The organism is Phreatobacter sp. GW821-FHT04C01, assembly GCF_059420385.1.
Genome location: NZ_JBWKTP010000005.1, coordinates 1 through 24,070, shown reverse-complemented (window position 1 = coordinate 24,070; position 24,070 = coordinate 1). Strand labels below are relative to the sequence as shown.

Annotated in this window: 31 protein-coding genes; 13 read left to right on the top strand and 18 right to left on the bottom strand. The window is 67.4% G+C overall.

Annotated elements, in window-relative coordinates; all coding sequences use genetic code 11:
* Nucleotides 1–41: 41 nt before the first annotated feature.
* The 4 genes from AC07WJ_RS19475 to AC07WJ_RS19460 all read right to left on the bottom strand — a co-directional run bounded on the left by AC07WJ_RS19475 (nt 42) and on the right by AC07WJ_RS19460 (nt 2,505).
* Nucleotides 42–239: a hypothetical protein gene (locus AC07WJ_RS19475; RefSeq protein ID WP_494936293.1), complete on the bottom strand. Its 198-nt coding sequence runs from the start codon at nt 237–239 to the stop codon at nt 42–44.
* The gene (locus tag AC07WJ_RS19470) at nt 239–691 is read right to left on the bottom strand and encodes a hypothetical protein (RefSeq protein WP_494936292.1); all 453 of its coding nucleotides are present in this window, start codon (nt 689–691) and stop codon (nt 239–241) included. The genes AC07WJ_RS19475 and AC07WJ_RS19470 overlap by 1 nt, the downstream gene beginning before the upstream one ends.
* A gap of 296 nt (nt 692–987) precedes the next feature.
* Nucleotides 988–1,752, bottom strand: a complete 765-nt coding sequence (locus AC07WJ_RS19465; RefSeq protein ID WP_494936291.1) for a hypothetical protein — start codon at nt 1,750–1,752, stop codon at nt 988–990.
* Nucleotides 1,753–1,782: 30 nt separating this feature from the next.
* On the bottom strand, nt 1,783–2,505 hold the full coding sequence (locus AC07WJ_RS19460) for an XRE family transcriptional regulator (protein WP_494936290.1): 723 nt from the start codon (nt 2,503–2,505) through the stop codon (nt 1,783–1,785).
* Here AC07WJ_RS19460 and AC07WJ_RS19455 point away from each other — a divergent pair.
* The 6 genes from AC07WJ_RS19455 to AC07WJ_RS19430 all read left to right on the top strand — a co-directional run bounded on the left by AC07WJ_RS19455 (nt 2,504) and on the right by AC07WJ_RS19430 (nt 5,811).
* A complete protein-coding gene (locus tag AC07WJ_RS19455) occupies nt 2,504–2,863 on the top strand; it encodes a transcriptional regulator (protein WP_494936289.1) in 360 nt (119 codons plus the stop codon). The two genes, AC07WJ_RS19460 and AC07WJ_RS19455, sit on opposite strands and share 2 nt — an antisense overlap.
* A complete protein-coding gene (locus AC07WJ_RS19450; protein ID WP_494936288.1) occupies nt 2,860–3,201 on the top strand; it encodes a hypothetical protein in 342 nt (113 codons plus the stop codon). The genes AC07WJ_RS19455 and AC07WJ_RS19450 overlap by 4 nt, the downstream gene beginning before the upstream one ends.
* Nucleotides 3,201–3,614 carry a LexA family protein gene (locus tag AC07WJ_RS19445; protein WP_494936287.1) on the top strand — a complete coding sequence of 138 codons (414 nt, stop codon included), beginning with the start codon at nt 3,201–3,203 and terminating at the stop codon, nt 3,612–3,614. The genes AC07WJ_RS19450 and AC07WJ_RS19445 overlap by 1 nt, the downstream gene beginning before the upstream one ends.
* 90 nt (nt 3,615–3,704) lie before the next feature.
* The gene (locus tag AC07WJ_RS19440) at nt 3,705–4,262 is read left to right on the top strand and encodes a hypothetical protein (RefSeq protein ID WP_494936286.1); all 558 of its coding nucleotides are present in this window, start codon (nt 3,705–3,707) and stop codon (nt 4,260–4,262) included.
* Between the two features lie 187 nt (nt 4,263–4,449).
* The gene (locus AC07WJ_RS19435) at nt 4,450–4,626 is read left to right on the top strand and encodes a hypothetical protein (RefSeq protein ID WP_494936285.1); all 177 of its coding nucleotides are present in this window, start codon (nt 4,450–4,452) and stop codon (nt 4,624–4,626) included.
* Nucleotides 4,627–4,845: 219 nt separating this feature from the next.
* Nucleotides 4,846–5,811 (top strand): helix-turn-helix transcriptional regulator, encoded by a 966-nt coding sequence (locus tag AC07WJ_RS19430; protein ID WP_494936284.1) that lies wholly within the window; start codon nt 4,846–4,848, stop codon nt 5,809–5,811.
* A gap of 63 nt (nt 5,812–5,874) precedes the next feature.
* On the opposite strand, the gene AC07WJ_RS19425 is transcribed toward AC07WJ_RS19430, so the two are convergent.
* Nucleotides 5,875–6,246 (bottom strand): VanZ family protein, encoded by a 372-nt coding sequence (locus AC07WJ_RS19425; protein WP_494936283.1) that lies wholly within the window; start codon nt 6,244–6,246, stop codon nt 5,875–5,877.
* Nucleotides 6,247–6,751: 505 nt separating this feature from the next.
* Here AC07WJ_RS19425 and AC07WJ_RS19420 point away from each other — a divergent pair.
* The gene (locus AC07WJ_RS19420) at nt 6,752–7,039 is read left to right on the top strand and encodes a hypothetical protein (RefSeq protein ID WP_494936282.1); all 288 of its coding nucleotides are present in this window, start codon (nt 6,752–6,754) and stop codon (nt 7,037–7,039) included.
* 39 nt (nt 7,040–7,078) lie between these two features.
* Here AC07WJ_RS19420 and AC07WJ_RS19415 read toward each other — a convergent pair whose 3' ends face one another.
* The gene (locus AC07WJ_RS19415; RefSeq protein ID WP_494936281.1) at nt 7,079–7,420 is read right to left on the bottom strand and encodes a hypothetical protein; all 342 of its coding nucleotides are present in this window, start codon (nt 7,418–7,420) and stop codon (nt 7,079–7,081) included.
* Nucleotides 7,421–7,702: 282 nt separating this feature from the next.
* A complete protein-coding gene (locus tag AC07WJ_RS19410) occupies nt 7,703–8,116 on the bottom strand; it encodes a VOC family protein (protein WP_494936280.1) in 414 nt (137 codons plus the stop codon).
* 220 nt (nt 8,117–8,336) lie between these two features.
* On the opposite strand from AC07WJ_RS19410, the gene AC07WJ_RS19405 reads away from it, so the two are divergent.
* From AC07WJ_RS19405 to AC07WJ_RS19390, 4 genes are all read left to right on the top strand, one after another.
* Nucleotides 8,337–8,657 carry a hypothetical protein gene (locus tag AC07WJ_RS19405; protein WP_494936279.1) on the top strand — a complete coding sequence of 107 codons (321 nt, stop codon included), beginning with the start codon at nt 8,337–8,339 and terminating at the stop codon, nt 8,655–8,657.
* Nucleotides 8,658–9,167: 510 nt separating this feature from the next.
* On the top strand, nt 9,168–9,452 hold the full coding sequence (locus AC07WJ_RS19400; protein WP_494936278.1) for a hypothetical protein: 285 nt from the start codon (nt 9,168–9,170) through the stop codon (nt 9,450–9,452).
* A gap of 216 nt (nt 9,453–9,668) precedes the next feature.
* Complete coding sequence (locus AC07WJ_RS19395) at nt 9,669–10,052, top strand: RidA family protein (RefSeq protein ID WP_494936277.1); 384 nt, start codon at nt 9,669–9,671, stop codon at nt 10,050–10,052.
* Between the two features lie 268 nt (nt 10,053–10,320).
* Complete coding sequence (locus AC07WJ_RS19390; protein WP_494936276.1) at nt 10,321–11,190, top strand: MBL fold metallo-hydrolase; 870 nt, start codon at nt 10,321–10,323, stop codon at nt 11,188–11,190.
* A gap of 452 nt (nt 11,191–11,642) precedes the next feature.
* Here AC07WJ_RS19390 and bluB read toward each other — a convergent pair whose 3' ends face one another.
* Nucleotides 11,643–12,281 (bottom strand): 5,6-dimethylbenzimidazole synthase, encoded by a 639-nt coding sequence (bluB, locus tag AC07WJ_RS19385; RefSeq protein WP_494936275.1) that lies wholly within the window; start codon nt 12,279–12,281, stop codon nt 11,643–11,645.
* 346 nt (nt 12,282–12,627) lie between these two features.
* Here bluB and AC07WJ_RS19380 point away from each other — a divergent pair, with 346 nt between their 5' ends.
* Nucleotides 12,628–12,822, top strand: a complete 195-nt coding sequence (locus tag AC07WJ_RS19380; protein ID WP_494936274.1) for a hypothetical protein — start codon at nt 12,628–12,630, stop codon at nt 12,820–12,822.
* Nucleotides 12,823–12,825: 3 nt separating this feature from the next.
* On the opposite strand, the gene AC07WJ_RS19375 is transcribed toward AC07WJ_RS19380, so the two are convergent.
* The 8 genes from AC07WJ_RS19375 to AC07WJ_RS19340 form a co-directional block, all read right to left on the bottom strand.
* Complete coding sequence (locus tag AC07WJ_RS19375) at nt 12,826–13,674, bottom strand: aldo/keto reductase (protein ID WP_494936273.1); 849 nt, start codon at nt 13,672–13,674, stop codon at nt 12,826–12,828.
* A 200-nt stretch (nt 13,675–13,874) separates the two neighbouring features.
* Nucleotides 13,875–14,063, bottom strand: coding sequence for a hypothetical protein (locus AC07WJ_RS19370; RefSeq protein WP_494936272.1), 189 nt, complete (start codon nt 14,061–14,063; stop codon nt 13,875–13,877).
* Between the two features lie 39 nt (nt 14,064–14,102).
* On the bottom strand, nt 14,103–14,816 hold the full coding sequence (locus AC07WJ_RS19365) for an NAD(P)H-dependent oxidoreductase (RefSeq protein WP_494936271.1): 714 nt from the start codon (nt 14,814–14,816) through the stop codon (nt 14,103–14,105).
* A 283-nt stretch (nt 14,817–15,099) separates the two neighbouring features.
* Entirely contained in the window at nt 15,100–16,050 is a 951-nt protein-coding gene (locus AC07WJ_RS19360) for a DUF6282 family protein (protein WP_494936270.1), read from the bottom strand.
* Between the two features lie 34 nt (nt 16,051–16,084).
* Nucleotides 16,085–16,867: an HpcH/HpaI aldolase family protein gene (locus AC07WJ_RS19355; protein ID WP_494936269.1), complete on the bottom strand. Its 783-nt coding sequence runs from the start codon at nt 16,865–16,867 to the stop codon at nt 16,085–16,087.
* Nucleotides 16,868–16,901: 34 nt separating this feature from the next.
* Complete coding sequence (locus tag AC07WJ_RS19350) at nt 16,902–18,182, bottom strand: TRAP transporter large permease (protein WP_494936268.1); 1,281 nt, start codon at nt 18,180–18,182, stop codon at nt 16,902–16,904.
* 3 nt (nt 18,183–18,185) lie between these two features.
* The gene (locus AC07WJ_RS19345; RefSeq protein WP_494936267.1) at nt 18,186–18,782 is read right to left on the bottom strand and encodes a TRAP transporter small permease; all 597 of its coding nucleotides are present in this window, start codon (nt 18,780–18,782) and stop codon (nt 18,186–18,188) included.
* 357 nt (nt 18,783–19,139) lie between these two features.
* A complete protein-coding gene (locus tag AC07WJ_RS19340) occupies nt 19,140–20,135 on the bottom strand; it encodes a TRAP transporter substrate-binding protein (RefSeq protein ID WP_494936266.1) in 996 nt (331 codons plus the stop codon).
* Between the two features lie 591 nt (nt 20,136–20,726).
* Between AC07WJ_RS19340 and AC07WJ_RS19335 the strand changes: the two genes are divergently transcribed.
* On the top strand, nt 20,727–21,950 hold the full coding sequence (locus AC07WJ_RS19335; protein WP_494936265.1) for an aminotransferase-like domain-containing protein: 1,224 nt from the start codon (nt 20,727–20,729) through the stop codon (nt 21,948–21,950).
* Nucleotides 21,951–22,026: 76 nt separating this feature from the next.
* Here the strand turns inward: AC07WJ_RS19335 and AC07WJ_RS19330 are convergent, their stop codons facing one another.
* Complete coding sequence (locus AC07WJ_RS19330) at nt 22,027–22,836, bottom strand: IclR family transcriptional regulator (protein WP_494936264.1); 810 nt, start codon at nt 22,834–22,836, stop codon at nt 22,027–22,029.
* Nucleotides 22,837–22,897: 61 nt separating this feature from the next.
* A complete protein-coding gene (locus AC07WJ_RS19325; protein WP_494936263.1) occupies nt 22,898–23,806 on the bottom strand; it encodes a cupin domain-containing protein in 909 nt (302 codons plus the stop codon).
* Between the last annotated feature and the right edge of the window lie 264 nt (nt 23,807–24,070).

Sequence of the window (24,070 nt, the reverse complement as noted above, 5' to 3'; positions counted from 1 at the left end):
GTCGCCGCTGCAATCGTGCGTTGGCCGTCGTGCCCTCGCGTTCAGCCGCCGCGGTCGATCCGGCCGAGCCAGAGGGCGTGGCGCCGGAGGCGGGCGAGAACGCCGGCCTCGGCGCGCAACTGGCGCAGGCCGGCGAAGCCAAGCCCGGCGAGCGCCGCCAGCAGACCCAGGGCGATCAGCAGGGCACCGTCGATATTGATGTCGATCGGCAGCGCGCCGACAACAAGGTTGGGTTCCATTACGCGCCGCCTCGCCGGCCGGTCCGGCCGAGCGCCTGTTCCCAGAAAGCCGGCCGTGGCGGTTCGCCCAATTCATCCAGTACCCGTTGCTCGGCCCGTGCGACCCGCCCGCGCAAGGTCGCGATGGTGCGCCCGCGCGCCTCGTCGCGCTCGGCGGCCTTGCGCAGGGCTTCCTCGATCGCCTGCAGATGGGCGCGGTGGCCGGCCAGGCCGACGACCTGCATCCAGAGCGCGGCGGCAATCGTCAACAAGAGTAAAATGAAGAGAAAAATAACGGCATCGATTCCGATGTCATGCAAAAGCCAGCTATTCATCAGAGCCTCCGGTCGAAAGGCTGAAGTCAATAACCCGGATCGATCGATGACTGGTGAGGTAATCAGGCGTAGAGCACAGGAATTTCGGATGAGCGGCGACGGCTGTGGACGATGGCGGCGGGTGTCTTGACGTTTCAACTTGTCCGGAGCGGCTTTACCGGTTCAAAGGATCGATGGCTGGAATAGGGCGAGTAGCGAATGGCGAGGAGCGAATGGGGCATGACGCGAAACGCCGCGCGTCAACCCTGACCCGCGTCTGCGCGGGAGAAGGGGGCGCCGGAGGCGCCGGTTGAGGGCGGTCGCGTCCATGCTGGACGAGCATTTCACCCCAAAGTGGACCGGCCGGCCTGCTTCAAACCCTTGCCCGCCGGCGGAAGAGCGGTTTGCGCGCGGCGACGGTTTGGCTTCATCCCTGCGCGCGACGCGTCGCGACCTCACTTCCGCTCCAGGAAATGTCGGATCAGTTGGCCGACATCGGCGGCATCGGCCCTGGGCAGCGTGAAATAGCAGGACGCATCGCCTTCCCTGACCACCTGAACGGCATCGGCGAACAGATCGATCGAGATGATCCGCTCATAGTTCTGGGCCAGCGAACTGACGCTGCCGGCGAACAGGATGCGCCGGTCGGTGACCACGAAGCGACCGGTGCTGACGGTCGCCGGCAAGATCACCTCCTCGTAGCGCGCGCGCAAGGTGTCGTACCAGTAGGTGAGCCCAACGAACACCGGGATCGCCAGGATGCGGCCGGATCGGCCGACCTCCTGGCGGATCCAGCGCTTCTCGGTCCAGGTCGAGCGGCAGGCGTAATAAGCACTTTCGCCGCGCTGCAGGTTGACCTTGGCGAGCTCGTCGGCCAGCGCGAGCGGCGTGCCGCCATTGGCGAGGTTCCAATTGGTGACGAACAGCGTCATGGCATAGGGGTCGAGTTCGGCGCCTTCGCCGATCGATGCCGTGATGTGGTTGATCGCCTCGATCGCCGCCGGCGAGAGCTGGCGCTTGCGGAAGGCCTGGGTACCGATCTGGCTCATCCGCGCCTGGGCGCATCGGCGTTGCAGCAGGCTGAAACGCTCCGGCGCGACGCCGCTGGTTTCGGCCAGCGCGGCAAGCCCCGCTAGCTCCTCGGCGGTCAGCCGGGCATCGGAATAGGCACGGACGAGCGCGCGGCGCAGCGGCCGTTCCCTGAACCAGCGGAAAAGCATTCCCCCTCCCATACGCCCGAATCGGCGTGCCTAGCGCCGGTTATACTTGCCCACCACCCGGTGGCAGATCGGCCAGTCGACGCGCGCCACCTCGAATTGCTTCTCGGGGCGGAACTGTTCGAGCTTCCACATCCGGTCGTTCCAGCCGATCAGGTTCTTGATGATCGCTTCGGCCTCGCCGTTCGGGCCGTGATCGTAGAACACATGCACCTCGTCGCGCGCCGGCTGCATATGCGGGTTGATCAGCGCCATGTCGCCCCAGCGATAGGCCGGCGACATGGAGTCGCCATAAACCATGATGCCATAGGCGCCCTTGACGCCCTCCAGGATCGCCGGTCGCTTGACCACCTCGATCGGGTCGAAGGTGACGATCAGGTGGCCTTCGCCGCCTTGCGCGGCGGCATAGATGGGAAAGTCGCGCGCGCCGACCAGGTCGGCCCCCGGCACGATGGCCGGCTGGAACGGCGCGATGACCGGAGCGGCGGCCTGCGCTTCCGAGCGATCCGGGCCGAGGCCGGAGGTCAGCCAGTCGCGCTGCACGCCGAGCAGATCGGCGGCCGCCTGCAGCCGGTCGATCTCCGGATCGGTGCGTCCTTGTTCCCATTGAGACACGGCCTGCGAGGACACGCCGAGCGCTTCGCCGAGCTGGCCCTGGGTCCAGCCGCGCTGCTTGCGCGCCGCCCGGATGCGGGCGCCACGGGTGGTCGGACCGGTCGTCCTGCCAAGGGGGGGAATTGTCGCCTGAGCCGCCATGGGAACCGCCGCTGAGCCTGTCGTGCTGGCCATAATAAAGCAATGCTTGATTGAGTCGACAAAGTTATGCTTGATTTTTTTGAAAGCAACACTTAAATTGATGGGCATGAGCAAAACCGCCGATCACCCTGTCAGAGATGCTTCCCGGCCGCCGGCGCGAGATCCGGCGCTGACCCGCGCGATCACCGCTGCCGGCTCGTCGCTGGCCCTGTCCAGCCGGCTCGGCGTGACCCCGCAAGCCCTGTCGCAATGGCGGCGCGTGCCGGCCTTGCGGGTTCTGGCGGTAGAGCAGGTGACCGGCATCGCCCGTCACGAGCTCAGGCCGGATCTCTATCCGGCCGGGGAGGCGCGGTCATGACGGTGCTCGGCGCAAGGCAAAAGGCCGCGACCGCGCGACTGGTGGCGGACGGTTTCGCACTGCCGGCGGCGGCGCGCCTGCTCGGCCTGACCGAGGCGAAATTGCAAGCCGTGCTTGAGGAAGCTCCCGCGCTTTCCCTCGCCGACGGCGAGGCGGTCGAAAGTGGATCAGGCGGGCGGCCGCACCCGACGCGCCTCGGGCGACGCCGGCCGCTACACCAGGAGGTTCCGCTGAAGTCCCCCTCTCCCTTTGAGAAAGGGGTGATGCGACGCCGGATCTTGCCCCGAGGCGCGTGTCTCGCCCGTTCCCACCCCACCCCGTCAACCGAGGACATCTGATGGGCCTCACCAAACGACAGGCGGACCTGCTCGCCTTCATCAAATCCGAGCTCGCCCGCGACCTGCCGGCGCCGTCCTATACGGAAATGGCGGGCCATCTGGGGCTCGCCTCGCTCTCCGGCATCAACCGGCTGGTCAAGGGCCTCGAGACGCGCGGCCTGATCCGCCGGATCGCCGGCTGCGCACGCTCCATCACCGTCGTGCCGGACGGGCCGAAGCCCGGCACCATTCCGGTCGCCTTGCCGGAATATACTTACCGACGGGCCGAGGCCTGCGCGGTCGCGCAAGGCGTGCCGGTCAGCGAGCTGGTGGCGGGGCTGATCCTGGACGCCACCAGGCCACGCCCTGGAGCCTCGGCCGGCGGTCCACGCGACGGCCAAACGGTCGCCCCCGATACCGGCGCGCGCCGCTGAGCCCCGCCGCCGGGCCGCGCAGGCCCGACCGCTCCAGGCCGCGTGCCCGGTCCAATTTCTCGCCCGTTATGCAGCAAAGGATGTCACCTGATGGCGAAACTTCGTGGCCGAAAGCGCAAGGACGTCAAGCGCCAGCCGAACGGTCAGCCTTCGCGCGCCGGCCGGCAGGACGAGATCTTCGCGGTGGCGCGCAACCAGCCGCACCGCCGCGGTCTCGCCAATTTCCGCGACGAGCGCGCCGCCGATCCGCTCGGACGGCTGGCCATGGCCGGCCTCATCGACACGGAGGCCTATGAGGCCGGCAAGGCTTGGCGCATCCTGGTCGCCGCCTGCCGCCGCGCGCTGGATGCGCCAGCGCCCGACCCAAAAAGCCGTCCCGCCGGGCCCATGGCGGTGACCGCCGGTCCGGCCGAGGCCGGAACCGGCGGGTTCGACACGCGGTCGCCGGAAGAGCGCGACCGCGCCACCCGCCGGCGCTGGGCCGAGGCCAACGGTGTGCTTCGCGACGAGGGCTATCAGGTGGCCGCCGAGGTGGAGAGCGTCGTGGTCGATGGCCTCGAAGCGCGCAATCTGCCGAATCTCGTCCGCGGGCTCGCGGTTCTCGCCTGGCATTTCGGCATCGCCGCGGGGCGCAGGCGGGCCGGATAGGGAGCGGCGGAGCGCGATGAGCAAAGGGCATGACCTGGAAGGCTTGCGCCCGCATCTTCGCATCATGCTGCGCCAGCCGATCGCCACGTCTGGCCGGCATTGGTCCCATTCCTCCGAGGCCGTGACGCGCTCGCCATCCGCCGCTACACTTGGCCCATCGTTCTCAGCCTGGGCCCAAAGGTTTTTCATGCGCGCCGCACTCGCCGTCCTGCTCCTCTCCGTGTCGCTCGGCGGCTGCGTGAGCACCCAGATCTATCCGTCGAACCCGACCAACCCCTCGCCATCGGAGCAGGACGCCGAGCGCAATCGCGAGATCGGCCTGCGCGGCCTTGAACCCGGTGCGGCGCACCGCGCCGTGGGGTGACGTGCGCCGCCGCGCGGCGTCCTGGGCTTTGCCGCAATCCACTTGAACTCCGGGAGCCGGGGGGCGTCCACGAATGCCGGTTGCGCTTTCGCTGCGACCGGAGGCGTGGCGCGGCAGCGGCGTTTTGTCCCGAGCCGGCCGCTTGGCGGCGCGGCGCAACGCGCGTTAGCCTTCGCCGGGCGCGGCCACATACGGCTTGGCGAGAGGCGCGGGGAGACCATGAGCGCGGTTGCCTTCACCTCCGATGACCTTCCCGTCCACCTGGACGACCGGGCCCGGCTCGCGCGCTGGAACGAGACCTTCGAGGAGCTGACCTGCTCGGCCGACTATTGTCGCGCCGATGGCCATCCGTTCCGTGCGCATTTCCACTGGGCGCCGCTGGACGGCCTCTATGTCACGCAATTCGGCGGCACCTTCAGTCGCATCGCCCGCACCAGCAGTGCGATCGCCCGCCGGCCCGACGACGATTTCTGTATCCTGCTCAACCGTGGCGCGGCACCGATCGGAATCTGCCAGCGCGGCAGCGACGTCGTGGTCGCGCCGGGCGGGGCACATCTGTCGACCAATGGCGAGGCCGCCGAGATCCTCGCCGACGCGCGCTGTGACGCCAATACCGTCACCATTGGTCGCGATCGGCTCAGGGCCTTGATCGGCGATGCCGAGGACCTGCTCGCGCGGCCCATCGATGCCCGCCATCCCGCGGTGCGTCATCTCGTTCGCTATGTCGAGGGCGTCGTCGCGCTCGGCGGCGCCGGCCATGACGCGGGGCTCGACCGGCATATTGCCACGACCTTGCTCGACCTCGTCGGGCTGTCGTTCGGGGCGAGCCGCGACGCCGCCGCGCTGGCCCGGGCGCGCGGGCTACGCGCCGTGCGGCTGCAGGACATCCTCTCGGCCATCAGGTCGGGTTTCATTGACCCCGATTTCTCGCCGGGCGTGCTCGCCGCCAGGCTGGGCCTGTCGCCGCGCTATATCCAGGACATCCTGCACGAGACCGGCATGAGCTTCAGCGAGCGGGTGCTCGAGCTGCGTCTCAACGCAGCACACCGCATGCTGGCCTCGGCGGCGGCGCACCGGCTCAAGGTCAGCGAGATCGCGCTCGCCAGCGGTTTCAGCGACGTATCCTATTTCAACCAGGCGTTCCGCCGCCGCTTCGGCGCGTCGCCAACGGCGTGCCGCGGCTGAGCGGGCGAGGGAGACGTGGCGAATGGCGAATGGTGCCAGGCCCTTCGCATCATGCCCTGTTCGCTACCCGGCATTCTCCTTGCGCCCGCGATGATCCGCCCGCTGTCGATTGACCAGGCCGGCCACTGCCAGGCCGGCGAGGCCGCCGGCGGCCTTGACCGCGAAATCCGCGATGCGGCCGTGCCGCCCAGGTGAAAGGTGCTGCATCAGTTCGAACAGCGCGGCGCTGCCCAGCACCAGGGCCAGGACCATTGGCCAGCGCTTCGGATAGGCGAGGCCGAACAGGCCGCCGATGATGGCAAAGGCGAGGAAACGTTCGAGGCCGACCGAATGGCCGGAGATCGGTCGCAACTGCATCGGCCCGACGGTGGCGACGAATACCGCCGCCAGCAGGCCCCAGGCCGCGACAGGCAACACGACGGTCACGGCGCGCATGAGACGGGATGGCTGGGCGGTGGTCGTCAATGTCTTCCAGGGGCTGAGTGATGGCCATGGATAGCATCTGGCATGCGGCGGATCCATGGCGGCGGGGTCGCATGGATGGGGCGGTGCGGGCGGACCGGTCAGTCGACCCTGCCACGGGACCGGCGGAAGCAAGGGCTCCGTCCGACGGCAGGGAATCAAGGTGCTCTGGCACTCATCGGGCGGATTTCAAGAGGATGGGCATCGCATGACTGGGTCTCGCGCTATATGGTCACGGCGAATACAACCCGCGAGGGCGTCATTAGCCGGCGCATGAAAGCCCCCTGGCCGGTATGCGGCGGAGCTGCCCGACCGCTCCGCTGCCGGATCACGCGGCGGGCATCACGTTGAAATGATCGGTGCCGCGCGGAAAAGACCGCGTGAAGGTTTCGGAACGGGCGCATTTCACCAATGGGTGACCTCGCCGGCCGTGCTTTCGAAGCTTACTGTGTCTGCGTCATCCAAAAAGGCTGCCCGCATGGACCAGGCTCACCAGGTGCGCTCCTTCTCCGCCGCCGATCGCGCCGCCATGCGGACGATCTATCACCGCTGTTGCGTCGATCTTGGCCTTGCCCGCGGCCAGACCCGCCAGCATCAGGCGCTCGCCCGCACCATCCTGGAACGGTACGCCGCCGGCGCCACCGATCCTGAGCGCCTGATGATCCTGGCGCTGGCCGGGGCGCGCAAGGCAGTGCGGCGGCGCTCCCTCTGGACGAGCCTCGCGGCGTTGCTGCCGCGGCACCAGGCCGGTGCCGGCCGAGCCTGAAGATCGTGTGATATCAAGGGGCCGGGGACAGGCGGCTGGTCAGAACCAGCGGCGCGGCGCCGGTAGCTTGGTCGAGGGTCGGAGCGCCATGTCTTCACCCTCGCCGGGGCTGACGGTCGCGACGTAGGACGGCATGACGCCGACGGTGATCTGCGAACCGGAAATCTTCGGCTCCAGCAGCGGCCGATAGCCCATGGCGTTCTGCGGCAAGGAGGCGGCGATGATCTGGTCGGGCGTCAGATGGCTGGCGGCCAGCCGTTGCAGCATGCGGACGATGCCCTTCTCGGTGAGCGTTCCCAGCCTCACCTCGGCCGTGTAGATGCGGCCGCTTCTGCCGGTGCCTTCGATCGTCAGGATGCGTTGGCTCGGGCAATCCCGCATGGCGATTCACCTGCAATCAAACCGCTGAGTTCGAATGCTGCTACAACCGTTGTGGTGTGCAAGAGGTACTCGGGTCACGATTATGTGATACATTAGCATGCAGGATCACCTTACCTGGTACGGCAGCGCGGCCGGGCGCGGGCTCTGCCGCCACGCGCAGCTGCGGACATGAGCCCAGGAACACGCGGCAGCCTTGGTCCGGCGTGTCGGTTCCGTCGCGTGCGCGTGACATCGGCCGGCTCGGGTCGGTCGTCCCAGCGCGCCGCCCGCGCGCGTGTCGCCTCAGTAGATCGCCCAGTTGCCCGGCGTCATCAGCTCGAGCAGGTGGCCGTCGGGATCACGGAAATAGAGGCTCTGGCCGCCGCGCTCCCAGGTCGTGCGCCCCTCGATCGGGGTCTCGTGCCCGGCCAGCCGGGCCTCCCACCAGGCGAGCGCGTCCTGGTCGATCGCGAAGCAGATATGGGTGGGGCCGGCGCCGTCATGGGGTGGGATCGTGCCGCCGGGGAGGGTCTGGGTCCGGAGCGACGCGCCGCGCTGGAAGATCAGCAGGACATTGGCGCCGCCGACATCATAGGAGAACAGCGTCTTGGTCTTCAGCAGCGGACGGAGCTGCATGACCGTCTCGTAGAATCGGGCAGCCCGTTCGAGATCGTCGACATAAAGCGCGGTCTCGATGATGCGGTTGAGCTTGGGCATGATGCGCGCTCCCGGATGCGTGTCTCGTAGTCCGTCCCGGCCCTGCCGGCCATGGTGGCATTCTAGGCGGAAGCGACGGGTCGGCTAAGGGGGCTGGCGATGGGCAGGCGCGCGCAAAGGCAGGATCGCCGGCCGGGCAAGCTCGCCGATTCATGCTTGCATTTCGAAGCGATATAGAACATAACAAGAACATAAGGCATTGGCCAGGAGATTCGATTCCATGACTCAGGCAGCCAGGATGCAGGTGGTACCGATATTCGCGGCGACCGAGGAGCAGAAGCGCGAGTGGCCGACGGCAGGCCAGTTTCGCGAGGACGGCACCGGTTATGAAAGCGGTTCGGACTATGACGTCGGCCTGTCGCCGCCAGGCGTTCCCTATGTGCCGACGGATGAGGATGTCGAGGCGGTGCTGGCCGAATTCGACGGCGACCCGAAGCGCGCGATCCGGGCGCTGCTGGAGGATATCGGCGTGCTTGCCGATGATCGCCGCAAGAACGTCTCCTACGGCGCCATCTATGGCCATCTCGAAGTGGTAAAGTAGCCAGCGGTCGATCGGGGACGCCGGTTACGAACGGGGAGTGAGGCCCCGACCTATGCCTTGGAAAGGTCGACGAAGGTCAGCTGTCGCGAAGTGACCTTCTCGATGTCTTTCCGGGTTCGGCCACTCGGGCTTTCAGAGGGTGGGCCGCTGGCGGTCCTCGCGGCGGCATGGGCGCTGGCGACGCGGGCCGGTGACCTTCCAGGCGCATGCCCGCATCGCTTCATTCCCTAGCGAAAGTCCTGACGGTCACGTTCTCGTGATGTATGGTTGGCCGGCATTGCCTTGACGTTTCTTGTTGCGGCGCGGGAAGCGCCTGATTCGACTGCTTTACACTGAGCTGAGCCGGGGCCGTGCTGCCGGTGGGTGCCTGCGCGGACCGCCCCATCCTCGCTTGACCCCCGACGTCTGACTGTCACATTGCATCACCAATTGTCTGCTAGATGTCGATCGTAGCGCGATTGATCGCTTTCGCCCCACCCGAAGCCGGATGCCATCGAAGAGGAGCCGATCATGCGGAGCGCTCTCGCCGATCTCGACATCGACGACATCTTCGGGCCGGAGATTCTGGCTCAGATGCAACAGGTGTTCGACGCCACCACGCGCGAGCTCGGCAGTGCGGGCGGCGAACCGCGTATTCGCCGGGCGATCGCGCTGGCCATCGTGCAGCATTATGAACTCGGCATTCGCTCGCCGCGCGTCGTCACCGAATCGGCCGTCAATACCGGCCGCAGCGCCCGCGGCCACACGCCGGAAGGTCCGCTGGTCTGGTGGCGGCCGGAACAGGCGGCGGCCTGAGCCGGGCGCCGCGCCGCCGACCGGCCTCGTTATGGCATGACGAGCCGAAGCGGTGGGCGAGGCGAGGGCATGGGCCGCGCCTCCCGGCCGGTGCACGGCAGGGCCGTCGACATTGTCAATCCCGACATTGCCAATCCGTATCTGGGTCATAGACTTCCAGGCCGAGACGTCCGGCGTCCGACAGGGGCACGGGCGAGGCGCTTGGGAGACGACCGCATGACCATCGATTTCATTGGCGAGCCGGCGGCTGGATCGGCGCGGCCCTATAGCGCCGCGACCCGCGCCGCCGGTCTGGTCTTCGTCTCCGGTCGCACGGCGCCACATGACCCGGTTAACGGCATCCATCGCGGCGCTACCGCGGCCGAGGAGGTGCGCGGCGCGCTCGCCGTCATCGCCGAGGTCCTGCATGACGCCGGCTCTGGTTTCGAGCGGATCGTGCAAATGACCATGCTGATCACCGATCCCGGCGATTACGACGCCTGCAACGCCGAATATTTGAAACATTTCCCAGGCGGCCTGCCGGCCCGCCATACCGTGCGCTTCGGCGTCCCGACCGAGGCCAAGGTCGGTTTCGCCTGCATCGCGCTCGCCGGGGCATAGGGGAAGCGCGCGACCCCTCTGCCGCCCGCGAGGTTTCGCTCATCCCGGCAATCCAGGCCCATTTTCGCATATCGCGTGGCGGCTTGCCGTCCGTCGGAGCCTGTTCGCCGGCGCCGCCAGAGGTGGTTGCCGGTGCCGGTCGGGGAGCGGCTTGCATGCCGCGATCGGTATCGGCCCACGCGCGCCGTTCCTCATTCCCATTCGTAATTCGCTACGCTCGTTTCGCCATCGCGGTGTAATCTCGACCTGGATCAGCAGGGATCACCCGATGACGACCAGCTTCAGCCTCGCCGACATGACCGTGCATCGCATCATCGAGCAGGAGGTGCCGTTCTTTTCGGCGCTGCAGGTGCTGGATGGCCTGACGCCGGAGTTGCTGGCGGAGAACCGGTCCTGGCTGCGGCCGAAGGCGCTGGACGCCGAGGACATGCTGATCTTCTGCTTCCAGTCCTATGTCGTGTGCACCCCGCACCACACCATCCTGGTCGACAGTTGCATCGGCAATCACAAGCCGAGGCCGGGCCGCCCGATCTGGCACGACAAGGCCGATGACCGCTATATGCGCGGGCTCGCCGCCGCCGGGCTGAGCGTCGATGATATCGATGTCGTCATGTGCACCCATCTGCATGCCGATCATGTCGGTTGGAACACCCGGCTCGACGATGGCCGCTGGGTGCCGACCTTCCCCAAGGCGCGTTATGTCTTCGGCGAACAGGAATATCAGCACTGGGCGGCGGCCCACGCCAAGTCGCCGGTAGCGGCCTTTGGTGACAGCGTCCTGCCGGTGATGGAAGCCGGCCGGGTCGATCTCGTCGGAATGGAGCACGAGATCGGCGACCATGTCCGGCTGCTGTCGACGCCCGGTCATACATCGGGCCACGTGGCCATCCGTTTCGGCCGTGGCCGCGATGAGGCGGTGATGACGGGGGACCTCATCCATTCGCCGCTGCAGGCGCGCTTTCCCGCGATGTCGATGCGTTTCGACGCCAACCCGGCTCAAGCCGCGACCACGCGGCGCGCCTTTCTCGAGCGCTATTGCGACACGGCGACGCTCTGCTGCACCGCGCATTTTCCCTCCCCCTCGGTCGGCCGCATCAAGCGCTGGGACGACGGGTTCCGCTGCGAGGCGGTCGGTTAGGAGGCGAGTGGCGAGTGGGCATCATGCGAAACGCCGTGCGCAAACGTTCGCCCACGTCCTCGTGGGAGAGGGGCCGCGCATGGCGAGTGCGAACGCATCTCGCGTTCGCTCGATGCCATGAGCGGCCGGGTGAGGATGGCTGCGTCCACCCGTACCGTGCATTCGCGCCTGGAAATGCAGGTCCGGTCCGCTTCAAACCTTCACCCGCCGCCTGACGGCGCCATCCTCCCGCAAGCGGGCGAGGGTTTAGGCGCATGGCGAGCTTGGCTTCATCCCCATTCGCCCCCGGAACCTTTTCCTCGCTTCATGCGTTACATCAACGGGATACCCCCGGCCGACCCCAGTTGCGTCCCTTGTGGGCGCGTGGGCCGGGTCGTCCCGACACTCTCCATTGACTGCCCCGTCGTGTCTTGCGACGGGGCTTTTTTAGGTGCCGACCATGCGCCGGCGGGCTATTTGCGCAACAGGTCTTGCGGCCGGCGCTGTTCCCAGCCGAGGCGTTCGAGCTCCGGTACCTCATGGTCCTCCGCAGGATAGCCGATACAGAGATAACCGATGAACTGCCAGGCCGCCGGCACGTCCAGCACGGCGGCGACCCGCGCCGGCTCCAGGATCGATACCCAGCCGAGGCCGATGCCCTCGGCGCGGGCGGCGAGCCACAGGGTGTGCACCGCCATGACCGCCGAATAGGCCATGGTCTCGGGCATGGTGCGCCGGCCGAGGCCATGGCCCTGGGCGGTTGCCGGATCGGCGAAGACCGCGAGATGATCGGGCGCCTGGTCCAGCCCCTCGAGCTTCAGCCGGGCGTAGCGGGCCTGGCGCTCGCTGGTCTGCGCCGCGAGCGCTTCGGCATTGCAGCGGGCGAATTCGGCGCGGATCGCCGCGCGCCGCGCCGGCGTTTCAACGCTGACGAAGCGCCAGGGCTGGCTGAGGCCCACGGATGGCGCCAGCGCGGCAAGCCCGACCAGCCGCTCGAGCGTGCCGGCGGGCAGCGGCTCGGGCCGGAAATGGCGGACGTCGCGACGCCAGGCGAGCAGCCGGACGAGTTCGGACTGGAAAGCAGGATCGAAGGGCGCGACGTCATCGATCAAGGGGGCTCGCCTTTCGCAACTGGTCCATATTGTCCCTGTGGGCGTCGCGCGGCGGTCCGCGGCTGTCAATCGCCGGTTTGACGAAGGATTCCCTCCAGGCGCCTCGTTCAGCCTGAATCGGGATCTCCGACACCCGTCACAAGTCGCTGGCATCACCCGTCAATATCGCGGGCAGCCGGTCCAGCTGGCCGCCGCCTGCGTATCGGAATAAGATGCCCGAAGCATGCGGAGCCCAGGACGGATGGGCGGCGGCGCAATTTTCGCGGCCGTCGCGGGGGCCTTTCCTGCTAGGCTGTCCCATGCGCCCGGACGCCCAATCGCTGTCGAACCCCGAGAGGAGACAGTCATGCAACGCTTCCAGGATGTTCCGGCCGCGCGGCCCGATGCGCACTTGCCGATGCGCCGTATGACCGGCGCTGCCACTCCGTCGATCAAGCCACCGCCGAGGGGGCCGACGATCGTCTTGCCGGATCGCTCCGCCGAGCACGCGGCCGAACCGGAGGACGGCGACGCCAGGTGTTTCGAAAAAAGCGTGACCTGACGCTCAGATCATCGCGAGCTGGCGCTTTGCCCTGGGCGGCGGAAAGGCGCGGTCGAGATCGGCGAGGTCCTGTTCGGTCAGGACCAGGTCGAGCGCCGCGCGGTTCTCGGCGACGTGGGCCGGGGTGCCTGCCTGGGGAATGGCACAGACATGCGGCTGGCGCAGAACGAAGGCGAGCGCCACCTGAACCGGAGTGGCGCCTGGATGGCGGCCGGCGATCGTCTTGAGCACCGGATGCATGGTCAGCCGGCCCTGCTCGATCGGCGAATAGGCCATGACCGGCAGGCCGTGGCGCCGCGACCAGGGCAGGAGGTCGAATTCGATGCCGCGGTCGGCGAGATTGTACAGAACCTGATTGGCTGCAACCCCGTCGCCGCCGGCGGCCTCGTCCAGCGCCCGCATGTCCTCGACGTCGAAATTGCTGACGCCCCAATGCAGGATGCGGCCGGCGGCGGTGAGGTCCTCGAAGCCCTGGATCGTCTCTTCGAGCGGCACGCCGCCCGGCCAGTGCAGCAGGTAGAGGTCGATGCGGTCGGTGCCGAGCCGCCTCAGGCTCGCCTCGCAGGCGGCCCGCGTACCGCGTCGCGTGGCGTTGTGAGGCAACACCTTGCTGACCAGGAACACCTCGTCGCGGCGCCCGGCGATGGCTTCGCCGACCAGCACCTCGGCGGCACCCTCGCCATACATTTCCGCCGTGTCGATCAGCGTCATGCCGAGGTCGAGGCCGAGCCGGAGCGCGGCAATCTCGGAGGCACGGCGGCCGGCCCGGTCGCCCATGTGCCAGGTGCCCTGGCCGAGCACGGGGATAGCAGCGCCTGAGGGCAGGGGCGTGGTGCGGACGGCTTGGGTCATGACGGCGCGAACCTCGGGCGGCAAGGCGGTCGGGCATCATAACCTGATGTCGGCTCGCTTGTGAGGGGCGGCGTCTGGGCCGTGAGGTCGCAGTATCCTCTCCCGTCGCAGGCAGGCGAGGGTTTATGCATGTCGCCCCCGCGCGCTGAATCAGAACCTCCGCACGGCCCGGCAAGCCTTTGATCGGGCGGGCGAAAGACTCAGCGCGGCATCTGGCGCAGCAGCAGGAGGTCGCGCTCTTCCCGGAGGCATTCGCGGTCGGCGGCGCTCGGGGCCTGGCCGGTCGTGGGCTCGCGCGCAGGCTGCACGCCGAACCAGAAGCCCATCACGGCCTTCACGATGCTCAGTCCTTGCGACGGCATGGCGATCACCTCCCGCATCAGGCGCAACGATCGGGCTCTCCCCAAGCAACGCTCGGGCCAGTCTGCCTAGCCTTGGCGCGTCCAGGCGGACTCGCTCACCGCGTCGCGCAAATGCAGGTTGGCGAGCGGGCCCGTCGGCTTGGCCGCGGTGGCCAGGAGGCGTTGCTCGAAGGCGTCGAGATAACCGGCGCGTTCCTCGTCGCTTATCCGCGGCGCGGCATAGGCGACGAAGGGCTCCTCGACCGCATAGCCCATATAGGCGAGCAGCAGATGTTTCACCGGATAGAGCACTTGGCCGATCTCGCCATAGCTGCCGCCGGCCGAGAAGCGCTCGGGCGTGCCGCCCGTCGTCACCGACATCAGGGCCCGCCTGCCGCGGAACAGCCCGTTGTCGAAACGCGCGCCGTCGACATAACCGAAGCCATAGGCCAGCACCCGCTCGCACCACCCTTTCAGGATCGCCGGCGGACTGCCCCACCAGAGCGGGAATTGCAGCACCAGCAGGTCGGCTTCGGCGACGCGTGCCTGCTCGCGGGCGAGTTCGGCCGAAAATGTGCCGGTCTTCGCCGCATGGGCCTGTTCGGTCTGGTAGTGAAAGCGGCCGGTTTCGGCCATCTCGGTGAAGTCGTGCCGGCCAGCCACCGGATCGAAACCCTCAGCATAGAGGTCGGAGACGGTGACGGTATGGCCGGTGCGGGTCAAAGCCTCGACCGCGCGCCGCGTCAGCGCGCCGTTGAACGAGGCCGGCTCCGGGTGGGCATGGACGATGAGCACGTGCATGGGAAGGTCCTGGGGAGCGAGGTTGACAGGCTCCGGTTTGAGGGCGGAAAGCACCGACGAATCAACCCTCTCCCAGAGGGAGAGGGTGGCAGCGTCAGCTGCCGGGTGAGGGGTCGTCCATCTCCGGATAGGGCTGCATGCAGCGTGAGGGTCGGTATCAGTCCTTCGAGCTTACGCCCCTCACCCGGCGCCTGACGGCGCCACCCTCTCCCTCTGGGAGAGGGTTGGTCGACAAGGCCTTTGCGCCGATGGTGCACGCTAGGAAGAGGGGGGCGTGCTTCCCTCAATTCACCGCGATGCCCAAAAGCTTCGCAGCATTGGTCGAGGTGATCTTCTTGATGTCCGCCCGCGAGATCTGGTGGTCGAGCATCTGGTCGACGATCATCCGGAAGCCGTCGACCGGGCGCGGCGCCTGGGTCAGGCCGAGATCCGAGCCGAGAATGGTGTGGTCGACGCCGGCGACGTCGATCAGGTGGGCGAGATCGCCGATGTCGTGCTGCTTGGCGCGGCTTTCGACAAACATGCAGATCGAGTGCTCCATGGCGGCACCGAGCGCCACAAGGCCGCGGATGTCGTCGTCGCTGCAGCCGATGACATAGCTCGGGTGGTTGACCATCAGCCTGTTGACGCCGCGCTTGCGGGCCTCCTCGAACAGCACGAACAATTCGCTGACATGCAGGTGGCCGCCGGCCAGGATGATGTCGCCCTCGGCGATCAGGTCGAGGATCTGGAGCGTATCGTCGGTCAGCCTCTTGTTGGCGTCGAGCACGCTGAGCGCGGTCGGATCGAGCATTTTCTGCGCGGTCTTGGGAAAGCTCTTGGCCGCGCCCGCATAGGCGTTGATGTGGTTGGCCGCCGCGAAAGTCGGCATCCAGACGATTTTCGCGCCGAGCTTGATGGCATGGTCGACGGCATAGGGGTTGAGCCCGCCGACGGCATTGTTGAGGGCGACGCCCGAGAACAGCTTCACCCCGGTGTCCGGAAACAGGCCTTCCAGGATCTGGGCATGGGCCATGCCGGGATAGAAGTGATCCTTGTAGAGCAGGGCCGCGAATTTCGCTTCCGCCGCGTCCGTCAGCGCCTCGTGATGATTGAGGATGCGTGGCATGGCGGCCGGGCCGCTGTGGCAATGCAGGTCGACGGCGCCGACCAGCAGCTCCGCGATCTCGGCGGCACGCGCGGGCGCGAAGGCCGGGCAGGGGACGATGGTGGGCAAGGTGGACGGGGCAGCCATGGCGGGAACCTCCAGTTGGCGATGAAAAGCGGGATCAGGCGGGGTTGAGCGCGGCGACCTCGGCGAAGGCCTTGCTCGCGGCGACACGCAGGAAGCCGAGATCGGTCGAGACGATGAAGGCCGAGGCGCCGCGCGCCTGGAAGGCGGCGGCTTCGGTGGCGGTGCCGACCATGATGCAGACCGGCTTGCCGGCCCGCCTGGCGGCGGCGAAGATCCTGGCGCAAGCCTCCTGCACCTCCGGCGCGTCGGGGCCGCTAGCGCCGAGCGCGACGGTGAGGTCGCCGCGGCCGATGAACACGCCGTCGAGGCCGTCGACGGAAAGGATGGCGTCGAGCTGGTCGAGCGCCTCCGGATCCTCGATCATGCCGATGACGGTGACCTCCGCGTCGGCCTGGTCGACATGCTGCCAGAGCGGCCGGGCGCCGTAGCCGCCGGCGCGCGGCGAATTGGAGAAGCCGCGTTTTCCCCCGCGATAGCGGGCTGACGCCACCACCGCGCGTGCCGTTTCGGCCGAGGCGACATGAGGCACCAGGATGCCGGTGGCGCCGTCGTCGAGCACCGACAGAATCTTGGCCGGCGTCGGTTCGGCGACGCGCACCAGGGCGGCGGTGCCGACCGCCCGCGCCGCCAGGATCGCGCCGTCGATGGTCACCCGGTCGAAGGGGGCGTGTTCCTCGTCGATGACGACGAAATCGAAGCCGAGCGAGCCGATGATCTCGACCGTATGGGTCACCGGCGTCTTGATGAAGGTGCCGATGAGGTGGTCGCCGCCGGCGAAGCGCCGGCGGAAGGCCTGGGGGTGTGGGCGTTCTGTCATGGGATTTGCGGTCATGGCTTGGCTCGATCGATGCTCAGCGGGCGCCGAGCATGAGGTGGGGCAAGGCCATCGTGACGGCCGGAATGGTGGCGACCACGGCCAGCAGCACGAGGCAGATGAAGAACATGGGCAGCACTTCGCGGCTGACCTCGAGCACCGACTTGCCGGCGATGGCGCAGACCACGAAGAGGCAGACGCCGACCGGCGGGGTGACCATGCCGATGACCACGTTGAGAGTGACCATCACGCCGAACTGCACGGGGTCCATGCCGATCATGGCGCAGACCTTCATCAGGATCGGCATGGTGACGATCATCACCGAGATCGGCTCGAGGAACTTGCCGAGCAGCAGCAGCATGATGTTGAGCATGAGCAGCACGACGAATTTGTTGTCGCTGATGCTGAGCAGGCTTTCGGCGAAGCGCGTCGGCACTTCCTCGACCGTCAGCGCGAAGGCGACGATGCTGGCCATGGCCAGAATGAACAGGAGGCCGGCCGTGGTGATGGCGGTGGTGCAGAGCGCCACCCACAGCCGCTTCAAGGTCAGTTCGCGGTGCAGAGCACCGACGATGAAGGCGTAACCGACCGCCACCGCCGCCGATTCCGTCATGGTGAAGATGCCGCTCTTGACGCCGCCGACGATGATCACGGGCAGCATCAGCGCCGGGATGGCAGCGATGAGCGCGCGGCCGCGCTCGCCCCAGCCGGCGCGCGGCATGGACGGGAAGTTATATTTCCAGGCCTTCCAATAGGCGTAGCCGAGCAGGGCGATGCCGAGCAGCAGGCCGGGAATGATGCCGGCGATGAACATTTGCCCGATGGAGGCACCCGACAGCACGCCATAGATGATCATGGTGATGCTCGGCGGGATCAGCGGGTCGATCACCGCGCTCATCGCGACAAGCGCCGCGCCATAGGCTGCCGGAATGCCCTGGCGCGCCATGGCCGGGATCATCAGCGAGCCGATCGCCGAGGATTGCGCGATGGCGCTGCCGGAAATGCCGGCGAACATGATGCTGGCGAGTACGGTCACCAGCGACAGCCCGCCCTTCATATGGCCGACCAGGGCATTGGCGAACTTGATCATCCGGTCGCTGAGGCCGCCGAGATTCATCAGGTTGCCGGCGAGCAGGAACAAGGGGATGGTCAAGAGCACGAACTGGTCGACGCCGGCGAGCATCCGCTGCGGCAGGGCGCCGACCAGCGACCAGTTGTCGGTGAGCGCGAGATAGAGCATGCCGCCGACGCCGAGCGCGAGCGAGATCGGCACGCCCAGCAGCAGGAAGGTCATGAACAGACCGAGAAAGCTGAACATCGCTTATGCCTGGGCGTTCGAGGAGGGGGGCCGAGGGGCGTCTGAAGAGGCGTCAGGCGTGCCGCGCGCCAGGGCGACGACCTCGTCGACCAGGCCGACCACGATATGGGCGAGCAGGATGGCCGAGCCGACCGGCACGGAGACATAGACCCACCAGACCGGCAGCCCGGCGGGCCGGCCGGTGAGCGAGCCCCAGATGAAGTCGATGGCCGGAATGGTCTGGGATTTGAACCGGCCGGCGTGGACGAGGCCGGTCTCGATCAGGAGGTAGAGGAAATAGCAGACCGGTAGCGACACGATCAGCCGGATCAGGAAGCGCAAGGGGCGCGAAAGGCGTGTGCCGATCAGGTCGAGCGCCACCAGTTCGCCCTGTTGATAGGCGATGCCGATGAGCAGGAAGGTCTGCCAGATCAGGATGTAGCGGCAGAGTTCCTCGGCCCAGATCAGCGAGGCGCCGAACAGGTAGCGCGCGGCGACCTGGACCAGCATGATGCCGACGATGGCCGCCATGGACAGGCCGGCAAAGGTCCAGAGGACCCGGGTGTAGAGCTGCGCGAAGCCGTTCCGCGGCGGCGCGGCGGATGGTTCTGGCGGTGTCATGGTCTCAGGTCTCGGCGTCGCGGGGGCGGAAACAGGGTCTTTGATCGATGGGGCCGGGCGCGTGGCGGTCCGGCCGCTTTCCTTCAAGGTTCAGGCGCGAACCGCCTGCCTCCACCTCCCCCCGGCGGGGGAGGTCGGCGCGCTAGCGCCGGGAGAGGGGAAACTCAGGCTTCCAAGCAAGGCGATGCCCGACTGGCAGGGTGACTTTCCGTCTTGCGCCACGCCCCCTCTCCCGACCTTCGCTGGCGCTTCGGTCGACCTCTCCCCGCCGGGGAGAGGTGAGGGGCAGTGCTTCACGCGCGAGCCGCGTCCTGCGACGAGCTCTTAAGAGAACCGCCAACCCGCCGGGCCCTTACTTCACGCCGCCGCTTGCGCCTTCTCGACGAATTCGGCGATCAGCGGCGACTGCGCGGCATATTGGGCGATCAGCGGCCGCATCTTCTCGCGCATCGCGGCAAGATCCTCGAGCTCGGAGATCTGAACGCCCTTGGCCTTCAGGAGATCGCGGGCGGAGAGATCCTGGTCGCGGGCATAGTCCAGGGCGGCCTGGGTCGAGCTGCGCCCGGCCTCGCGCAGGGCGGCCTGGATCTCGGCCGGCAGCTTGTCGAAGAAGGTCTTGTTGGCGGCGATGACCGCGTGCCAGGGGTAGTGGCCGGTCAGCGTCAGGTTCTTGCCGACCTCCCAGAGGTTCTCGCCGAGGATCGAGGAGACATTGATCTCGACGGCGTCGATGACCTTGGTCTCCAGCGCGCCATAGACCTCGCCATAGGGCAGGCCGACCGGCGATGTGCCGGCCGTTTCCCAGATCGACTTGTGCAGCGGCACCGGCACGATGCGGGTCTTGAGGCCGGAGAAATCGGCGACCTTCTTCACCTGGCGGGTGGCCGAGAGGAAGTGGCGCTGGCCGATATCGGTGACCTCCAGGCCGACGAGGCCGGCGGGCGCGAGGTCGTCGAGGATTTTTTGGCCGACGTCACTCACCGCCATCTTGCCGAAATGGGCGTAATCCTTGAGCAGGAAGGGCAGCTGGAAGGCGTTGAGCGCCGTGCGCCCGGTGACCAGCGGAAACAGCACGCCGCTCGCCATGCACAGCTGGGTGGTGCCGGCGATGGTCGATTCCAGGTTCTGCTTGTCGTCGCCGAGCTGGCGGTTGCCGAAGATCTGGACGTTGACCCGGCCCGGAACCAGCTTTTCCAGCGCTTCCTTGAATTTCACCGCGGTGACGTGGCCGGGGTGGATCTCCGCGGTGGCATGCGCCAGGCGCATGCGGATCGGGCTTTGGGCGCGCACGACGAAGGGGCTCGCAAGCGCGGCCGTGGCTATCCCGGCGGAAAGAGTGCGTCTGGTCAGCATGGAGTTTCCTCGCGGGTGTTCTTATAGGCGAAACGATGTTCTGTGAATTGATTATCTACAGCCGATCGGAGGCGTCAAGACCCATTCAACCGCTGTACAATCGGGAGGAGGGGTAAGTGTGCGGGGAGAGCCGGGTTGCCGGGCTCATTCGGCAAATGCGCAAGACGACGCGTGCGGGGATGCAAGCACGCCCTCGATGCTATCCCTAAGGCAAAGCAATTGCCTTGCCGGGGCCGAGCGAAGCGAGCGGAAGCGCAGGAACCTCTACGTCACCCCCGGCCGAGGCGAAGCCGGGGGGAAGGGGGCCAGGGCCGCATGACCGCACTCTCTACGCATGCGTTCAGCTGGTTTTGCGGTGTTGGGGTGGAGCCCTGCAACTCCTGGACCCCTTCCCCTCGGCTTCGCCTCGGCCGGGGGTGACGTTGTGTTGCCGGCGACAGCCGAGAACGGCTCCGGCCCGATCGGCGGAGAGTGTCGCGGCCCACCCCACCCCTCCACCGAATGGCAGGCATGCTGATTAGGTCAGCATTATTGACATAATCTGTCGCCGCGCCCATGGTGCGCGCAACAAACCAACCTCAAGAGGATGCCATGGGCTGGGACGCCTTGTTTGCAAGCCGCGCCGACAGGATGCGCGCTTCGGAAATCCGCGAACTGCTGAAACTGCTCGAGCAGCCCGACATCATCTCGTTCGCCGGCGGCATTCCCGACCCCGCGCTGTTCCCGGATGAGGCCTTCCGCGAGGCCTATCAGGCGGTGCTGGCCAAGGATGTCGCCGGCGTCGCGCTCCAATATTCGGTCAGCGAGGGCTTTCCGCCGCTGCGCCAGTGGCTTGCCGGCCAGATGGCTGCGATCGGCATTCCCTGCGGCATCGACAATGTGATGATCACCTCCGGCTCGCAGCAGGGCCTGGACTATCTCGGCAAGCTGCTGCTGTCGCCGGGGGACACCGCGCTGGTCACCTGGCCGACCTATCTCGGCGCCCTGCAGGCCTTCAACGCTTATGAGCCGCGTTACGACCGGCTGACCCCGGGCCTCGGCAATGTCACGCCCAAGGCCTATGCCGACGCCGCGGCCGAGGCCGGCGGGCGGGTCAAGCTTGCCTATCTGACGCCGGATTTCGCCAATCCGACCGGCGAGACCATGGACCGGGCCTCGCGCGAGCGCATGCTCGACCTCGCCGACGAACTCGGCATCGCCGTCATCGAGGATTCCGCCTATCAGGCGCTGCGTTATGACGGCGAGCCGGTGCCCTCGATCCTGGCGCTCGATATTGCCAGGCATGGCGACATCGAAAAGACCCGTACGATCTATTGCGGCAGCTTCTCCAAGACGCTGGCGCCGGGCCTGCGCGTCGGCTGGATCTGCGCGGCCAAGCCGGTCATCGCCAAGCTCGTGCTGATGAAACAGGCGGCCGACCTGCATAGTCCGAGCATCAATCAGATGGCGATCCACCATGTCGCCGAAAACGCCTTTCCGGCCCAGGTGGAAAAGATCCGCGCCGCCTATCGCCACCGCCGCGACCGCATGCTGGCCGAACTCGCCCGCCACATGCCCGCGGGCGTGACCTGGTCGAAACCCGAGGGCGGCATGTTCGTCTGGCTGACCTTGCCGGAGGGCATGGACGGCGCCGAACTCCTGGCCCGCTCGATCAAGACCGCGCGTGTCGCCTTCGTACCGGGCGGCGCCTTCCATGCCGACGGCAGCGGCCGCAACACCATCCGGCTCAGCTTCTCGCTCGCCGGAGACGAGGCGATCAGCGAGGGGATCGGCCGGCTTGGACGGCTGATCGGGAACGTGATGAAGGAAGGGTAGCAGGGGGCGAGGGGGGCCGCCGCCTGTTGACCCTCGCCCCGAGGGCGAGGGTTGATTCATCAGCGCCTACGTCTTCTCACGCCCCCTTCCGCAAAGCCTTGCCGCGGCCTTCCCGGAACCCGAGATCGGCCGACACCCGTGCCGCGGCCTCCACCACGCTGTCGATCTGCTCGGCCGTCGGCTCTGCCCCGATATGCTGGATCGAGTCGACGATGGCGAGCGAGCCGGCAAAGGCGCCGAGCGCATCGAACACCGGGGCAGCGAGCGCATTCAGCCCGATCAGCGCTTCATTCGGCGCCACCGCCCAGCCGCGGGCCCGTGTCCGGTCGATCTCGGCCTTGAGCGCCGCCGGGTCGGTCAGGGTGTCCGGCGTGGACTGGGCGAGCGTCGAGCGCAGCACGCGCTGGCAGGTGACCTCGTCGAAGGCGAGCGCCAGCTTGCCTTGGGCGCTCGAGTGAAACTCCAGCATCGAGCCCGGCTTGACGCCGATCTCGATATTGGACCGGCCGGGAATGAGCGACAGGATGCGCACGCCGTCCGGCTCCGGCAGGCTCAAGACCACGGGATGGCCGAGCTTGTCGCGCAGCGTCCGCATCATGCTGCGCGCCGCGCCAGCCAGTTCGTAACCCTCGCTGACCGCCTGGCCGAGCGCCATCAGCCGGGCCGATACGCGATAGCGTTCGGTCTCGGTTTCCTGAATCAGATAGCCGGCCGAAACCAGCGTTTGCAGATGCCGGTAGATCCGGCTCTTGGTCGTGCCGAAGGCGCGCGTCAACTCGGTGACGCCGACCGCGCGCTGGGCCTGGGCAATGAACTCGAGCGTCTGGAGCGCGAGCAGCACCGCCTGCACGCCGTTCCCGCTCGATTCTCCTGAGATACGAGGCATGCAAAGACCCTAGGCGGTTGCGGGCGGTGGGGAAAGCCGCCCCGAAGGGCGGATCACGCCACTATTCACCGGGAATGTGGGGATAGTCGGCGGCGTTCAGCACCCAGCCGTCCTGGCGCGAGAAGTCGACGCGCGGTGGCGAGAAGATGTCGACCAATTGGTTGGTGCCCTGTTCCAGGCCGCGCGAGGTGTGGATCGCCGGTGGCGGAATGACCAGCGCCGAAGGCGAGGCGAAATGAGCATGGTCGTCGTCGCGCCAGGCATTCAGGTCGGTGGTCCAGGGCCAGCGCAGGTGATGCATGAAGGCGCCTTCCAACGCCAGCGAACATTGCTCGAAATCGTCGTGATGGTGCGGCGACAGCTTGGTGACGTCGCGCGGCCCGATCTGCGGATCCAGGATGTTCACCATGAAGGTGGTGCAGCGGAAGATCCGGCCGAAGCGGCCGGGCTTCGGCGCCACATCGAGCGAATAGGCGCGGATGCGATAACCCTCCGGCGGCGCCGGCCAGGGCTGGAACGGCGGGATGTTGCCGCGATGCTCCGCATAGGAGGCGCGGTTCGGGCAGAGCGCCACCAGGTCCTCGGCCTTGGCCGTGACGAGGCGGATGATGCGACCGGCACCGATCGCCCTTACCTGGCTCGGGCCCGGCGGCACGATCACCAGGGCGGGGCCGGTGACGCGCTTGACCTCCTCGCCGGCGCGGATCTCGACGTCGTGGCCGCGCTCCGGCACCAGCACGACATATTCGTCCGCCTGGGTTGCGCGCGCGAAGGTGGCGCCGGCCTTGGCTTCGGTGAAGGCGAGCACGAAGTTCTGCCCGCGGATGAACCAGGATTTGCCGGTGGTGTCGTCGATCCCGGGCGGGTCGTCGTAGAAGCGGCCATATTCGCCGCCGGCGAAACTGGCGGGCAGGGCGGCGGCCGGCGTGGCGGCGGCCAGCCGGGCGCGGGGATCGTTGCGGTCGTACATGCGTCCTCTCCCGAGATGTTCTGTTGTGCGAAACGAAAAAGCGGTTGTCGAAACAACGAAACATGACCGCCCGCCGCTTTGTCAAGGCGGCGATAGGGATGGGCGAGGGGCGAATAGCGAGCGGCGAATAGCCAATGGGGACGAAGCGAAGCGCGCGGCGCGCGCAAACCCTCCTCCACGTCTTCGCCTACGGCATGCACACGTCTCTAAGTGTCCAGCCCTTTGCGATGGCGCGGAAATATTCGAGGCCGTGACGCGAGGTGA

Excerpts from the sequence above, each read along its gene's own strand:
- AC07WJ_RS19355 (WP_494936269.1), bottom strand. The coding sequence starts at position 16,867 with ATGACAGAACGCCCACACCCCCAGGCCTTCCGCCGGCGCTTCGCCGGC.
- AC07WJ_RS19360 (WP_494936270.1), bottom strand. The coding sequence starts at position 16,050 with ATGGCTGCCCCGTCCACCTTGCCCACCATCGTCCCCTGCCCGGCCTTC.
- AC07WJ_RS19460 (WP_494936290.1), bottom strand. The coding sequence starts at position 2,505 with ATGGCGGCTCAGGCGACAATTCCCCCCCTTGGCAGGACGACCGGTCCG.
- AC07WJ_RS19445 (WP_494936287.1), top strand. The coding sequence starts at position 3,201 with ATGGGCCTCACCAAACGACAGGCGGACCTGCTCGCCTTCATCAAATCC.
- AC07WJ_RS19465 (WP_494936291.1), bottom strand. The coding sequence starts at position 1,752 with ATGCTTTTCCGCTGGTTCAGGGAACGGCCGCTGCGCCGCGCGCTCGTC.
- AC07WJ_RS19395 (WP_494936277.1), top strand. The coding sequence starts at position 9,669 with ATGACCATCGATTTCATTGGCGAGCCGGCGGCTGGATCGGCGCGGCCC.
- AC07WJ_RS19375 (WP_494936273.1), bottom strand. The coding sequence starts at position 13,674 with ATGACCCAAGCCGTCCGCACCACGCCCCTGCCCTCAGGCGCTGCTATC.
- AC07WJ_RS19325 (WP_494936263.1), bottom strand. The coding sequence starts at position 23,806 with ATGTACGACCGCAACGATCCCCGCGCCCGGCTGGCCGCCGCCACGCCG.
- AC07WJ_RS19340 (WP_494936266.1), bottom strand. The coding sequence starts at position 20,135 with ATGCTGACCAGACGCACTCTTTCCGCCGGGATAGCCACGGCCGCGCTT.
- AC07WJ_RS19365 (WP_494936271.1), bottom strand. The coding sequence starts at position 14,816 with ATGCACGTGCTCATCGTCCATGCCCACCCGGAGCCGGCCTCGTTCAAC.
- AC07WJ_RS19415 (WP_494936281.1), bottom strand. The coding sequence starts at position 7,420 with ATGCGGGATTGCCCGAGCCAACGCATCCTGACGATCGAAGGCACCGGC.
- AC07WJ_RS19390 (WP_494936276.1), top strand. The coding sequence starts at position 10,321 with ATGACGACCAGCTTCAGCCTCGCCGACATGACCGTGCATCGCATCATC.
- AC07WJ_RS19420 (WP_494936282.1), top strand. The coding sequence starts at position 6,752 with ATGGACCAGGCTCACCAGGTGCGCTCCTTCTCCGCCGCCGATCGCGCC.
- AC07WJ_RS19350 (WP_494936268.1), bottom strand. The coding sequence starts at position 18,182 with ATGTTCAGCTTTCTCGGTCTGTTCATGACCTTCCTGCTGCTGGGCGTG.
- AC07WJ_RS19335 (WP_494936265.1), top strand. The coding sequence starts at position 20,727 with ATGGGCTGGGACGCCTTGTTTGCAAGCCGCGCCGACAGGATGCGCGCT.
- AC07WJ_RS19455 (WP_494936289.1), top strand. The coding sequence starts at position 2,504 with ATGGGAACCGCCGCTGAGCCTGTCGTGCTGGCCATAATAAAGCAATGC.
- AC07WJ_RS19330 (WP_494936264.1), bottom strand. The coding sequence starts at position 22,836 with ATGCCTCGTATCTCAGGAGAATCGAGCGGGAACGGCGTGCAGGCGGTG.
- AC07WJ_RS19380 (WP_494936274.1), top strand. The coding sequence starts at position 12,628 with ATGCAACGCTTCCAGGATGTTCCGGCCGCGCGGCCCGATGCGCACTTG.
- AC07WJ_RS19450 (WP_494936288.1), top strand. The coding sequence starts at position 2,860 with ATGACGGTGCTCGGCGCAAGGCAAAAGGCCGCGACCGCGCGACTGGTG.
- AC07WJ_RS19345 (WP_494936267.1), bottom strand. The coding sequence starts at position 18,782 with ATGACACCGCCAGAACCATCCGCCGCGCCGCCGCGGAACGGCTTCGCG.
- AC07WJ_RS19430 (WP_494936284.1), top strand. The coding sequence starts at position 4,846 with ATGAGCGCGGTTGCCTTCACCTCCGATGACCTTCCCGTCCACCTGGAC.
- AC07WJ_RS19440 (WP_494936286.1), top strand. The coding sequence starts at position 3,705 with ATGGCGAAACTTCGTGGCCGAAAGCGCAAGGACGTCAAGCGCCAGCCG.
- AC07WJ_RS19475 (WP_494936293.1), bottom strand. The coding sequence starts at position 239 with ATGGAACCCAACCTTGTTGTCGGCGCGCTGCCGATCGACATCAATATC.
- AC07WJ_RS19435 (WP_494936285.1), top strand. The coding sequence starts at position 4,450 with ATGCGCGCCGCACTCGCCGTCCTGCTCCTCTCCGTGTCGCTCGGCGGC.
- AC07WJ_RS19410 (WP_494936280.1), bottom strand. The coding sequence starts at position 8,116 with ATGCCCAAGCTCAACCGCATCATCGAGACCGCGCTTTATGTCGACGAT.
- AC07WJ_RS19400 (WP_494936278.1), top strand. The coding sequence starts at position 9,168 with ATGCGGAGCGCTCTCGCCGATCTCGACATCGACGACATCTTCGGGCCG.
- AC07WJ_RS19405 (WP_494936279.1), top strand. The coding sequence starts at position 8,337 with ATGACTCAGGCAGCCAGGATGCAGGTGGTACCGATATTCGCGGCGACC.
- AC07WJ_RS19425 (WP_494936283.1), bottom strand. The coding sequence starts at position 6,246 with ATGCGCGCCGTGACCGTCGTGTTGCCTGTCGCGGCCTGGGGCCTGCTG.